Source organism: Streptomyces sp. NPDC017246 (assembly GCF_044331325.1).
Classification (GTDB): Bacteria; Actinomycetota; Actinomycetes; order Streptomycetales; family Streptomycetaceae; genus Streptomyces.
On sequence record NZ_JBIRMW010000005.1, the window covers coordinates 238,228 to 251,223 of the forward strand.

The 12,996-nt window shown below is 71.8% G+C and carries 12 protein-coding genes; 10 read left to right on the plus strand and 2 right to left on the minus strand.

Going from position 1 to position 12,996, the window contains the following annotated elements:
- Positions 1-60 precede the first annotated feature (60 nt).
- The 7 genes from ACH4MY_RS14070 to ACH4MY_RS14100 all read left to right on the plus strand — a co-directional run bounded on the left by ACH4MY_RS14070 (position 61) and on the right by ACH4MY_RS14100 (position 8,745).
- Positions 61-1,833, plus strand: a complete 1,773-nt coding sequence (locus tag ACH4MY_RS14070; RefSeq protein ID WP_398002162.1) for an ABC transporter substrate-binding protein — start codon at positions 61-63, stop codon at positions 1,831-1,833.
- Between the two features lie 114 nt (positions 1,834-1,947).
- Positions 1,948-2,946, plus strand: coding sequence for an ABC transporter permease (locus ACH4MY_RS14075; protein WP_398002165.1), 999 nt, complete (start codon positions 1,948-1,950; stop codon positions 2,944-2,946).
- Entirely contained in the window at positions 2,943-4,046 is a 1,104-nt protein-coding gene (locus ACH4MY_RS14080; protein ID WP_398002168.1) for an ABC transporter ATP-binding protein, read from the plus strand. Before ACH4MY_RS14075 ends, ACH4MY_RS14080 begins: the two co-directional genes overlap by 4 nt.
- Positions 4,047-4,054: 8 nt before the next feature.
- Positions 4,055-5,341, plus strand: coding sequence for an ABC transporter ATP-binding protein (locus tag ACH4MY_RS14085; protein WP_398002169.1), 1,287 nt, complete (start codon positions 4,055-4,057; stop codon positions 5,339-5,341).
- A gap of 394 nt (positions 5,342-5,735) precedes the next feature.
- A complete protein-coding gene (locus ACH4MY_RS14090) occupies positions 5,736-6,413 on the plus strand; it encodes a trimeric intracellular cation channel family protein (protein ID WP_398002172.1) in 678 nt (225 codons plus the stop codon).
- Between the two features lie 23 nt (positions 6,414-6,436).
- Entirely contained in the window at positions 6,437-7,285 is an 849-nt protein-coding gene (locus ACH4MY_RS14095) for a thioesterase family protein (RefSeq protein ID WP_398002174.1), read from the plus strand.
- A gap of 296 nt (positions 7,286-7,581) precedes the next feature.
- The gene (locus ACH4MY_RS14100; RefSeq protein ID WP_398002177.1) at positions 7,582-8,745 is read left to right on the plus strand and encodes a cysteine desulfurase family protein; all 1,164 of its coding nucleotides are present in this window, start codon (positions 7,582-7,584) and stop codon (positions 8,743-8,745) included.
- Positions 8,746-8,848: 103 nt separating this feature from the next.
- Here ACH4MY_RS14100 and ACH4MY_RS14105 read toward each other — a convergent pair whose 3' ends face one another.
- Complete coding sequence (locus tag ACH4MY_RS14105; RefSeq protein ID WP_398002180.1) at positions 8,849-9,508, minus strand: N-acetylmuramoyl-L-alanine amidase; 660 nt, start codon at positions 9,506-9,508, stop codon at positions 8,849-8,851.
- A gap of 61 nt (positions 9,509-9,569) precedes the next feature.
- Between ACH4MY_RS14105 and mnmA the strand changes: the two genes are divergently transcribed.
- On the plus strand, positions 9,570-10,697 hold the full coding sequence (mnmA, locus tag ACH4MY_RS14110; RefSeq protein ID WP_398002183.1) for a tRNA 2-thiouridine(34) synthase MnmA: 1,128 nt from the start codon (positions 9,570-9,572) through the stop codon (positions 10,695-10,697).
- A gap of 132 nt (positions 10,698-10,829) precedes the next feature.
- Here mnmA and ACH4MY_RS14115 read toward each other — a convergent pair whose 3' ends face one another.
- Entirely contained in the window at positions 10,830-11,642 is an 813-nt protein-coding gene (locus ACH4MY_RS14115) for an alpha/beta fold hydrolase (protein ID WP_398002186.1), read from the minus strand.
- A 108-nt stretch (positions 11,643-11,750) separates the two neighbouring features.
- On the opposite strand from ACH4MY_RS14115, the gene ACH4MY_RS14120 reads away from it, so the two are divergent.
- Positions 11,751-12,290 carry a TIGR00730 family Rossman fold protein gene (locus tag ACH4MY_RS14120; protein ID WP_398002188.1) on the plus strand — a complete coding sequence of 180 codons (540 nt, stop codon included), beginning with the start codon at positions 11,751-11,753 and terminating at the stop codon, positions 12,288-12,290.
- 7 nt (positions 12,291-12,297) lie between these two features.
- On the plus strand, positions 12,298-12,996 hold the full coding sequence (locus tag ACH4MY_RS14125; RefSeq protein WP_398002191.1) for an SDR family oxidoreductase: 699 nt from the start codon (positions 12,298-12,300) through the stop codon (positions 12,994-12,996).

The window sequence follows — 12,996 nt, forward strand, 5'->3', positions numbered from 1 at the left end:
CTCATCCCCACATGGCGGACCGCCGTATCGGCCGCCACTATTCCGGAGGTTGCGAGACCCATGACTCTGATGAGCTCTCAGAGGCGCAGAATCGCCGCGGGCGCGCTGCTCGCGGCGGCCACGATGGTCGTCACCACCGCCTGTGGCGGCGGCGGCGAGAGCGGCGGCGGCGACAAGGGCAAGGGCGGTGCGCCCGGCTTCAACGCCGGTGTGAACAAGGTCGCCAACGCCTCGGACAAGAAGGGCGGCGAGCTGAAGTTCATCGGCTCGCAGGAGGCCGACTCGTGGGACCCGCAGCGCGGCTACTACGGCTTCGTCTGGGACTTCCAGCGCTACTACACGCGCCAGCTGGTCACCTTCAAGAGCGAGCCGGGCGCCGCCTCCACCGAGCTGGTCCCGGACCTCGCCACCGACGCCGGCAAGGTCTCGGCCGACGGCCTGACCTACACCTTCACGCTGAAGGACGGGGTGACCTGGCAGGACGGCAAGCCGATCACCTCGAAGGACATCAAGTACGGCATCGAGCGCATCTGGGCCCAGGACGTCATCTCCGGCGGCCCGATCTACCTCCAGCAGGTCCTCGACCCCAAGGGCGAGTACAAGGGCCCGTACAAGGACACCTCCGCGGACAAGCTCGGCCTCAAGGCGATCGAGACCCCGGACGACAAGACCATCATCTTCAAGCTGCCGGTCGCCAACGGTGACTTCCTGCAGATGCTGGCCATGCCCGCCGCCTCCCCGGTCCGCCAGGACAAGGACACCAAGGCCAAGTACGGCCTGAACGTGTTCTCCTCCGGCCCGTACAAGTGGGAGTCGTACACGCCGAACAAGTCCATGAAGCTTGTCCGCAACGACAAGTGGGACGCCAAGACGGACACCGTCCGCAAGGCGCTCCCGGACAAGATCAGCGTCACGTTCACCACGAACGCCGACGACATGGACAACCGTCTGGTCGAGGGCGAGTACGACCTCGACATCAACGCGACGGGCGTCGGCGCCTCCGCCCGCCAGAAGGTGCTCCAGCAGCACAAGGGCAACGTCGACAACCCGCAGACGGGCTTCATCCGCTACGCGGTCTTCCCGCAGACGGTCATCCCCAACATCGAGTGCCGCAAGGCCATCATCTACGCGGCCGACTCCAAGTCGCTGCAGACCGCCCGTGGCGGCCCGCAGGCCGGTGGCGACATCGCCTCCAACATGCTGCCGCCGGCGCTCAAGGGTGCCGACGCGAAGGCCGACCCGTACGGCAAGCTCGGCGGCGCGCCGGACCTCGCCAAGGCGAAGGAAGCCCTGAAGAACTGCGGCAAGCCGAACGGCTTCAAGACCACGATCGCGGTCCGCAACAACAAGAAGATCGAGATCGCGACCGCCGAGTCCCTCCAGCAGTCGCTGAAGGCCGTCGGCATCGACGCCCAGATCGACCAGTTCGACGGCGCCCAGACCTCCGGCATCATCGGTTCGCCGAAGGTGGTCAAGGAGAAGGGCTACGGCATCATCATCATGGGCTGGGGCGCCGACTTCCCGACCGGTCAGGGCTTCCTCCAGCCGCTGGTCGACGGTCGCTTCATCCTGCAGAGCGGCAACAACAACTTCTCGGAGCTGAACGACAAGGCCGTCAACGGCCTGTTCGACCAGGCGCTGAAGGAGACCGACCCGGTCAAGGCCGGCGAGCTCTACAAGCAGATCAACACGAAGGTCTCGGAGGCCGCGGTCTACCTGCCCTTCACCCACGAGAAGAACATCATCTGGCGCGGATCCCGGCTGACCAACGTCTACACCGCCGACGCCTACAACGGCCGCTACGACTACGCGTCGCTCGGCGTCGTCAAGTAATCCGACCCGCTCCACCGGCGCACCACCCGCCGCCAGGTCCGAAGGGCAGGTGATGGCCGAGGGCGGCGGCCGGGGATCCCGATCGGGATCCCCGGCCGCCGACCGGCCGACCGCATGCTTGCATACATAGTCCGGCGACTCTTCGCAGTCGTCGTGATGCTGCTCGTCGTCACTCTGGTGACACTCAGCATCTTCTTCCTCATCCCCAAGATGACCGGCAGCGACCCTGCCGCGATGTTCGTCGGCAAGCAGGCGGATCCGGCTTCCATCGAGGCCATCCGACAGAAGCTCGGTCTGGACGAGCCGATCCTGGTGCAGTTCTGGCACTTCGTCTCCGGCATCTTCGTCGGTCGTGACTACACCGGTGGTGGCGACACCATCCACTGCGCGATGCCCTGTTTCGGCTACTCGTTCCGCACCGAGCAGGACGTCTGGTCGATGCTGGTCGACGCCTTCCCCGTCACCCTGTCCATGGTCATCGGCGCCGCCGTGCTGTGGCTGGTCCTGGGTGTCTCCACGGGAGTCGTCTCGGCGCTCAAGCGGGGCACGATCATCGACCGCGCGGCCATGATCACCGCGCTCGCCGGTGTCTCGCTGCCCATCTTCTTCACCGCCATGCTGGCGATGCTCGTCTTCCGCACCCAACTGGGCTGGCTCAACGCCTCGTACGTGCCGATCACCGAGTCCTTCGGCGGCTGGTTCGGTGGACTGCTGCTGCCCTGGGTGACCCTCGCCTTCCTGTACGCGGCGATGTACGCGCGGCTCACCCGCGCCACCATGCTGGAGGTCCTCGGCGAGGACTACATCCGCACCGCACGGGCCAAGGGCCTCCCGGAGTCGGTCGTGCTCGGCAAGCACGCCATGCGCTCCACCATGACCCCCATCCTGACCATCTTCGGCATGGACCTCGGCGCCCTCATCGGCGGCGCGATCCTGACCGAGACCGCGTTCAGCCTCCACGGCCTCGGCGGACTCGCCATCAAGGGCGTGAGCGAGCGTGACCTGCCGCTGATCCTGGCCGTCACCCTCATCACCGCGGCCTGCGTCGTCGTCGCCAACCTCGTCGTGGACCTGCTGTACGCCGTGATCGACCCCCGAGTGAGGCTCGCATGACGGACAAGCTGACGAAGACCGGCGCGGCGGTGGCGGAACCCGTCGCCACCGGGTCCGCCCCCTCCGACGCCTTCCTCGACGTGCGCGACCTGAAGATCCACTTCCCGACCGACGACGGTCTGGTCAAGTCGGTCGACGGTCTCAGCTTCCAGCTGGAGAAGGGCAAGACCCTCGGCATCGTGGGCGAGTCCGGCTCCGGCAAGTCGGTCACCTCGCTCGGCATCATGGGCCTCCACACCGTCGGCCAGTACGGCCGGCAGAAGGCCCGCATCTCCGGCGAGATCTGGCTGAACGGGCGCGAGCTGCTCTCGGCCGACCCGGACGAGGTCCGCAGGCTGCGCGGCCGCGAGATGGCGATGATCTTCCAGGACCCGCTGTCCGCGATGCACCCGTACTACACGGTCGGCCACCAGATCGTGGAGGCGTACCGCGTCCACAACGCCGTCGACAAGAAGACGGCGCGCAAGCGGGCCGTCGAACTCCTCGACCGGGTCGGCATCCCCGAGCCCGCCAAGCGGTTCGACAACTACCCGCACGAGTTCTCCGGCGGTATGCGCCAGCGCGCGATGATCGCCATGGCGCTCGTCAACAACCCCGCGCTGCTCATCGCCGACGAGCCGACCACCGCGCTCGACGTCACCGTGCAGGCCCAGATCCTCGACCTGATGCGGGACCTCCAGAAGGAGTTCGGCTCCGCGGTCGTCATCATCACCCACGACCTCGGCGTGGTCGCCGAGCTCGCCGACGACATCCTCGTCATGTACGGCGGGCGCTGTGTCGAACGCGGACCGGCCGAGTCCGTCTTCTACGAGCCGCAGCACCCCTACACCTGGGGCCTGCTCGGCTCGATGCCGAGGATCGACCGCGATCAGACCGAGCGGCTCATCCCGGTCAAGGGCAACCCGCCCAGCCTCATCAACATCCCGAGCGGCTGCGCCTTCAACCCCCGCTGCCCGTACGCGGACGTCCCCAAGGGCGGCATCACGCGTACCCAGCGGCCGGAGCTGGCCCTGGCCGGGGACCGCCACTTCTCGGCCTGCCACATGCCGCAGGAGGAGCGGACCCGCATCTGGACCGAAGAGATTGCGCCGAAACTGTGAGCGACAACATGGAACCTCTGCTCAAGGTCACCGGCCTGAAGAAGCACTTCCCCATCCGGAAGGGGCTTCTCCAGCGCCAGACCGGCGCCGTCAAGGCGGTCGACGGGATCGACTTCGAGGTCCTGCCCGGTGAGACCCTCGGCGTCGTCGGCGAGTCCGGCTGCGGCAAGTCCACGATGGGCCGGCTCATCACCCGGCTCCTCGAACCGACCGACGGCACGGTCGAGTTCCAGGGCAAGGACATCTCGCACCTCGGCGTCTCGGGCATGCGGCCCTTCCGCCGCGACATCCAGATGATCTTCCAGGACCCGTACGGCTCGCTGAACCCGAGGCACACCGTCGGCACGATCGTCTCGGCCCCCTTCAAGCTCCAGGGCGTCGTGCCCGAGGGCGGGGTCAGGAAGGAGGTCCAGCGTCTGCTGGGCCTGGTCGGCCTCAACCCCGAGCACTACAACCGCTACCCGCACGAGTTCTCCGGCGGCCAGCGCCAGCGCATCGGCATCGCCCGCGCGCTCGCCCTCAAGCCCAAGCTCGTCGTCGCGGACGAGCCGGTCTCCGCCCTGGACGTCTCCATCCAGGCCCAGGTGGTCAACCTTCTGGACGACCTCCAGGACGAGCTCGGCCTCACGTACGTGATCATCGCCCACGACCTGTCGGTCATCCGGCACGTCTCGGACCGCATCGCGGTCATGTACCTGGGCAAGATCGTGGAACTCGCGGACCGCAAGTCGCTCTACGAGAACCCGATGCACCCGTACACCCGGGCCCTGATGTCCGCGGTGCCGATCCCGGACCCCCGCCGCCGGGGCGCGAAGAGCGACCGCATCCTCCTCACCGGCGACGTCCCGTCCCCGATCGCCCCGCCCCCCGGCTGCCGCTTCCACACCCGCTGCTGGAAGGCCACGGAGGTCTGCAAGACCCAGGAGCCCCCGCTCGTGGAACTCCGCCCGGGCCAGCGGGTGGCCTGCCACCACCCGGAGAACACGGAGTCCCTGACGATCCCGGCCGCCAGGCAGTCGATCGAGATCACGAAGTCCCCGGAGCCCGAGACACCGGTCCCGCCGACGGAGCCGGAGCCGTCGGCTGAGGCCGAGGCGGAGACGCCGACCGAGGCCGAGGCGGAGACGCCGACCGAGGCCAAGGCGGAGACGCCGACCGAGGCCAAGGCCAAGGTCAAGGCGGAGGCGCCGGCCAAGGCCGAGGCGGAGGCGCCGGCCAAGGCCGAGGCGGACACGCCGGCCGAGGCGGAGGCGCCCGAGGCGGCCGCCGCCGAGGGCGACGCGCCGAAGGTGTGACCACGGGGAGGCCCCCGGTGCCGTAGGGCACCGGGGGCCTCTTCGCGTACGGGGCCGGGGACGAAGCCCCCCGACCTTGTACGCCTCTCGCCGGACGTCCCTCCGGCCCGTGCCGCGCCGGGGGTTCGGGGGCGGAGCCCCCGGTCCCGTCAGGGTTTCGGGAAGGGGTGGGGTGGGGGAGTCCCCCGCCCGAAGGGCGGCCCGCCCGGAGCGGCGGACGTCCGCAGGCACCACGCCCCGGCCGCACCACGCCCCGGCCGCACCACGCCCCGGCCGCAGCGCGCCCCCGCCCAGCGCGCCCCCGGCCCCCGCGCCGCCGGTCGCCCCGGGGGCCGGAGCTCCGGAGCCGGGGAGCCCCCGCAGCCGCCGCCGGAACTACCGGCACAATTGGCCGGTGCTCCACGACCTGTTCACCCCCTCCGTCCAACACGCCCTCGACCTCGTCGGCATCTTCGTCTTCGCCATCTCCGGCGCCCTGCTGGCCGTCCGCAAGAACTTCGACGTCTTCGGCATCGCCGTCCTCGCCGAGGTCACGGCCCTCGGCGGTGGTCTCTTCCGCGACCTGATCATCGGCGCCGTGCCGCCCGCCGCCTTCTCCGATCTCGGCTACTTCCTCATGCCGTTGATCGCCGCGGGACTGGTCTTCTTCCTCCACCCGGAGGTCGAGCGCACCCAGACCGCGGTCAACGTGTTCGACGCCGCCGGTCTGGGCCTCTTCTGTGTGACCGGGACGACGAAGGCGTACGACTACGGTCTCGGCCTCACCTCCTCCGCCGCGCTGGGTCTCGCGACGGCCGTCGGCGGGGGTGTCCTGCGGGACGTGCTCGCCAACGAGGTGCCGTCGCTGCTGCGCTGGGACCGGGACCTGTACGCCGTCCCGGCGATCGTCGGCGCCGCGATGGTCGCGCTCTGCATCCGTTTCGACATGCTCAACGGGTGGACCAGCGGCGCCGCGGTCCTCACCGCCTTCGCCCTCCGGCTGCTCGCGATGCGCTACCACTGGCGCGCGCCCCGTGCCTGGAACCGGCGGTCCACGGCCCGCGAGGCACCAGAAAAAGCTACCGCTCAGTAGCTTTCTGGGGTACCGTCGAAACCATGAGCACGAGCATCGAGACCACGCTCGCGACGAGCGAGTTCGACCGCGACACCGCCGTCATCCTCCGGGAGCCCGGTGTCTACGACGCCGACCTGTCGGCCGGCTGGACGATCATCCACGCGGTCAACGGCGGCTATCTCCTCGCTCTGCTCGGCCGCGCCCTCGGCGAGCACCTCCCGCACCCCGACCCGTTCACGATCTCGGCGCACTACCTCACGCCGTCCGTGCCGGGCCCCGCGGTGATCAGGACGGAGACCGTCCGCACGGGCCGGACGCTCTCCACCGGCCAGGCCTCGCTCTTCCAGTACGCGGAGGACGGCACCGAGGTCGAGCGGATCCGGGTCCTCGCCTCGTACGGCAGCCTCGACGCGCTCCCCGACGACGTCCGCACGACCGCGACGCCCCCGGCGATGGCCGCCATCGAGAACTGCTTCTCCGCCTCGGACGGCCCGACCCCGCAGATCCCCGGCTCCTCGGCGATCGCCGACCGGCTCGACCTGCGGCTCGACCCGTCCTGTGTCGGCTGGGCGATCGGCGCGCCGTCGGGGAAGGGTGAGATGCGGGCGTGGTTCGGTCTCGCGGACGGGCGTGAGCCCGACGCGCTGTCGCTGCTCCTGACGGTCGACGCGCTGCCGCCGACCTCCTTCGAGCTGGGCCTCAAGGGGTGGACCCCGACGGTCGAGCTCACCACCCACATCCGCTGCCGCCCGGCCCCCGGCCCGCTGCGGGTCTCCATCACCACCCGCAACCTGGCCGGCGGCTTCCTGGAGGAGGACGCGGAGGTCTGGGACAGCGCCGACCGTCTGGTGGCCCAGTCCCGCCAGCTGGCCCGCGCGCCCCGCGACTGACCCGAAGACCGCGCCCCGGGTCGCCCCGGGGCGAGGCCTGTCACGTCGGGCCCTGGCGTCACCCCTCGGCCCCGCCCGGCCCGTCACGTCCGGCCCCGGCCTCCGGCGTCCCGGCCCCGGCCACCCCCCGGGCCGACCCGGGAACTCGGGCCGTCGTGGCCGGCCCAGGCCCCCGCCACCCCGGCCGGTCACGCCCCCCTCACGCGCCTCGGCGCGGCCCGGGACCCGCCGGCGCCGGGCGCGTAAACCGGCCACCCGCCGAGGCAGCCGTCACGGGCTCGTAGAATCGACCCACCATGGCTTACCTCGACCACGCCGCGACCACGCCCATGCTGCCCGAGGCGATCGAGGCGATGACCGCCCACCTCGCCGTCACGGGCAACGCCTCCTCCCTGCACGCCGCCGGACGGCGGGCCCGGCGGACCGTCGAGGAAGGGCGCGAGACGCTCGCCGCCGCGCTCGGCGCGCGGCCGAGCGAGGTCGTCTTCACCTCCGGCGGCACCGAGGCCGACAACCTCGCCGTGAAGGGCCTCTACTGGGCCCGCCGCGACGCCGACCCCCGCCGTACCCGCGTCCTCGCCAGCCCGGTGGAGCACCACGCCGTGCTCGACGCCGTGGACTGGCTCGCCACCCACGAGGGCGCCGACGTCGAGTACCTCCCGGTCGACCGCTACGGCCGGGTGCACCCCGAGGCCCTGCGCGAGGCGATCGCCCGGGACCCCGAGTCCGTCGCCCTCGCCACCGTCATGTGGGCGAACAACGAGATCGGCACCGTTCTGCCGGTCCGTGAACTCGCCGACGTGGCAGCCGAGTTCGGCGTACCGCTGCACGCCGACGCCGTGCAGGCCGTCGGTCAGGTCCCGGTGGACTTCGCCGCCTCGGGACTCGCCGCGATGACCGTGTCCGGTCACAAGATCGGTGGCCCCTACGGCATCGGCGCCCTGCTCCTGGGCCGCGAGCACACCCCCGTACCCGTGCTGCACGGCGGCGGCCAGGAGCGGCACGTCCGCTCCGGCACCCTCGACGTGCCGGCCGTCGCCGCCTTCGCGGTCGCCGCCAGGCTCGCCACGGAGCGGCGCGAGGACTTCGCCCGTGAGATCGGCGCGCTCCGCGACGAGCTCGTGACGACCGTCCGGGCCCTCGTCCCCGACGCGATCCTCGGCGGCGACCCCGTCGAGCGGCTCCCCGCCAACGCCCACTTCACCTTCCCCGGCTGCGAGGGAGACTCGCTGCTCCTGCTGCTCGACGCCGCGGGGATCGCCTGCTCCACCGGTTCCGCCTGCACCGCCGGCATCGCCCAGCCGAGCCATGTCCTGCTGGCCACCGGCACCGATCCTGACCTGGCCAGGGGCACCCTGCGCTTCTCGCTGGGACACACCTCCACCAAGGAGGACGTCGCGGCGGTCGCGGAGGCGATCGGCCCGGCCGTGGAGCGGGCCAGGACCGCGGGCCTCAGCTGAACCGGACCCGGACCACCGGGCCCCGGGCCCCCACCGGAGCGGCGCACGCACACCGGTGCCCTCAGGCGAGCGCACGTGCACCGGGGCGCTCACGTCGGGGCGCTCACGCGCGCGCCTTGGACGCCTCCCGTACCAGCCGCAGATAGCGGTCCCAGTCCCAGTGCGGACCGGGATCGGTGTGGTCGGTCCCCTCGACCTCCACGTGCCCGATGATGTGCTCCCGGTCCACGGGTATCGCGTACCGGGCGCATATGTCGGCCGTCAGCCGCGCCGATCCCGCGTACATCGCCGCCGTGAAGTCCTGCGGCCTGTCGACGAAGCCCTCGTGCTCGATGCCGATGCTCCGCTCGTTCATGTCACGGTTCCCGGCGTGGAAGGCGACGTCGAGCTCCCGGATCATCTGCGCCACATGCCCGTCCTTGCGGACGACGTAGTGCGCGGCGGCCCCGTGCCCCGGGTCCTTGAAGACCTTCAGCGCGGTCGCGTAGCTGCCCTGGACGACATGGATCACGACCCGGTCGATCCGGTAGTCGTCCGGCCGGTCGGCCCGCCGCCAGTTCGCCCGTGACGCCGAGGTCCACTCGGCGGCCCGGTGGTCGAGCTCACCCTCGACCCGCTTCTTCTCCATCCCCGGCAACCGCCACCAGGCGCGCGCCAGCTCGTCCCTGGCCAGCGCCGCCGTGCCCAGGACGGCGACCCCGCCGCCCAGCAGCACCGCGCGCCGCCCCACCCGCCTGTCCGAACCCTTCGCCCTGCTCCCCATGCCACCGAGAACGCTTACTACCGCGACTCTGGTTCCCGGCGCCCCGTACCCTGGTAGCGCTATGACTCAGACTCCGCCCCCGCGCCCCCTTCGCGTCCTCGCCGCCATGTCCGGCGGAGTGGACTCCGCCGTCGCCGCCGCCCGTGCCGCCGAGGCGGGCCACGACGTCACCGGCGTGCACCTGGCCCTCTCCGCGAACCCGCAGTCCTTCCGTACGGGAGCGCGTGGCTGTTGCACGATCGAGGACTCCCGCGACGCGCGCCGGGCGGCCGACGTCATCGGCATCCCGTTCTACGTGTGGGACCTCGCCGAGCGGTTCCGCGAGGACGTCGTGGACGACTTCGTCGCGGAGTACGAGGCCGGCCGCACCCCCAACCCGTGCCTGCGCTGCAACGAGAAGATCAAGTTCGCGGCGCTGCTGGACAAGGCGCTCGCCCTCGGCTTCGACGCGGTCTGCACCGGCCACTACGCGACGGTCGTCCTGAACGAGGACGGCACCCGTGAGCTGCACCGGGCCTCCGACATGGCCAAGGACCAGTCGTACGTGCTCGGCGTGCTCGACGAGAAGCAGCTCGCGCACGCGATGTTCCCGCTGGGCGACACGCTCACCACCAAGGACGAGATCCGGGCGGAGGCGGAGCGCCGCGGGCTCGCGGTCGCGAAGAAGCCCGACAGCCACGACATCTGCTTCATCGCCGACGGCGACACCCAGGGCTTCCTCGCCTCCCGGCTGGGCAAGGCGGAGGGCGACATCGTCGACGAGGCGGGGACGAAGGTCGGCAGCCACGACGGCGCGTACGGCTTCACCATCGGCCAGCGCAAGGGCCTGCGGATCGGCCACCCGGCCGCGGACGGCAAGCCGCGCTACGTCCTGGACATCTCGCCGGTGAACAACACGGTCACGGTCGGCCCCGTCGAGGCGCTCGACGTCACCGGCCTCACCGCGATCAAGCCCCGCTGGTGCGGCGCCGCCCCGGAGGGCGAGGGCCGCTACACGGCCCAGCTCCGCGCCCACGGCGGCGAGACCGAGGTGACGGCGTCGCTGGAGGACGGCGAGCTGTCCGTCTCCTTCGACGAGCCCGTCCGCGGAGTCGCTCCCGGCCAGGCGATCGTGCTGTACGACGGCACGCGCGTGGTGGGATCGGCCACGATCGCGACGACGTCCCGCCGCGCGACGGCGACGGCGTAACCGTCCCCGGCCGGTGACACCCGCCGTCCTCGGCCGCCCGTGCCGCCCCGGCCCCGGCCCCGGCGTCTCTCGCCCCGGCTTCGGGGCCTCTCGGCCCCCGGCCCCGGCGCCTCCCGGCCCCGGCCCCGTGTCTCAGGCCGCCTCCATGGTCTCCCGGTCCTCCGTGAGGAACTCCTCCAGGACCGGGGCGAGGACGTGCGGGGCCACCTCGGGCGTCTGGCCCGTCAGGGTGCGGTGCCGGGCCCGGGGGAGGGCCGCCGTCAGAGCGCGAGCCGCCTGCCGGGTCCCCGCCGGGCTCGCGCCCCCGTCGACCACCAGTACGCGCGCGTGGACCCGGGCGAGCAGCCGCTCCGGCACCGTCCCCTCGCCGAGGACCGCGAGGTCGTACGCCAGGGTGTGCGCCAGCTCCGCGGCGCCGGGCCGCAGTTCCGTGACCCCGGCCCTCGGCTTCGCGGGCGGCGACGCCGAGTCCGCGAGGAACCGATCGAGCGCCGCGAGCGGGCGTCCCCGGTCGAGCAGCGCCGCCACCTGCCGCCACCGCTCCGCGGCCTCCGCCGAGTAGGGCGGCTCGTACGCCGACACCGCCCCCACCTCCAGCCCGGCCGCCACCGCGGCGAGCGCGAGCACGCCGCCCGTCCCCTCCCCGTACAGGGCCGCCCCGGCACCCGCCTCCCCGACCACCGCGGCCAGATCCTCGATCTCCCGCTCCACCGCGTACGGCCCCGTGTCGCCGCTGCCGCCGCGCCCCCTCCGGTCGTACGCCACGACCGAGAAGCGGCGGGCGAGGAGCCGGCCCAGCGGACGTCCGCCCGCGGCCGTCCCCAGGGCGCCGCTCACCAGGACGAGCGGCGGGCCCTCCCCGTACCGCTCGTACGCGATCGGTGTCCCGTCCCCTGACGTGACCCGTCCCCGAACCCTGCCCGGCGTGGTGCTCACCTCGTCCATGGCAGGTGAGACCGGACCCGCCACCGGAACTCATCGGCGTACGGCGGGATTTCCCGGAGAAATCCTCGGGCGGGGCGGAATCCGCTGGTCACGACCTACGGTGGGGCCATGAACATCTGTGTCTTCCTCTCGGCGGCCGACCTCGACGAGCGCTACACGACCCCCGCCCGGGACTTCGCCCGGCTCCTCGGCAAGGCCGGTCACACCCTGGTCTGGGGCGGCTCCGACAGCGGGCTGATGAAGGTCGTCGCGGACGGCGTCGAGGAGGCCGGCGGCCGACTCGTGGGTGTCTCCGTCGACTTCCTCGCCCACAAGGCCCGCCCGAACGCCGACCAGATGGTCGTCGCCAAGGACCTGGCCGAGCGCAAGGCACTCCTCCTCGCCAAGTCCGACGCCGTCGTGGTCATGGTCGGCGGCACCGGCACCCTCGACGAGGCCACCGAGATCCTGGAACTGAAGAAGCACGGCAAGCACACCAAGCCGGTGGTCCTCCTCAACACGGCGGGCTTCTACGACGGTCTGAAGGCCCAGTTCCGCCGCATGGACGAGGAGGGCTTCCTCCCGGTGCCCCTCGCCGGCCTCGTCTTCTTCGCCGACGACGCCCCGACGGCCCTCGCCCACCTGGAGGAGAGCATCGCCTCCCGCTGATGCGAGCATGGTGACCATGGCTACACATGTGATCACCGGAGCCGGTTCCGGCATCGGCGCGGCCGTCGCGCGCCGCCTCCACGCGCGCGGGGACGAACTCGTGCTGCACGCGCGCGACGCGGGGCGGGCCAAGGAGCTCGCCGCGCAGTTCCCCGGCGCCCGGACGCTCGTCGGGGACCTCGCCGACCCGGACCGGCTCTCCTGGGCGTTCTCGCACCAGACCATGCCGGAGCGGGTGGACAGCCTGCTGCACATCGCGGGTGTCGTCGACCTCGGGCCGATCGGGGACCTCACCCCGAAGACCTGGCACCACCAGCTCAACGTCAACCTGATCGCCCCCGCCGAGCTCACCCGGCACCTCCTGCCGCAGCTGCGGGTCTCCCAGGGCCACGTCGTCTTCGTGAACTCGGGCGCCGGGCTCAACGCGCACGCCGAGTGGGGCGCGTACGCCGCCTCCAAGCACGGACTCAAGGCCCTCGCCGACTCCCTGCGCCACGAGGAGCACGGCAACGGCGTGCGGGTGACCTCGGTCTACCCGGGCCGCACCGCGAGCCCCATGCAGGCCAAGGTCCACTCCCAGGAGGGCAAGGAGTACGACCCGTCGAAGTGGATCGACCCCGAGTCGGTCGCGACGGCGATCCTCACCGCCGTCGACCTCCCGCGCGACGCGGAGATCAACGACCTCACCGTTCGCCCGGGGCGCTAG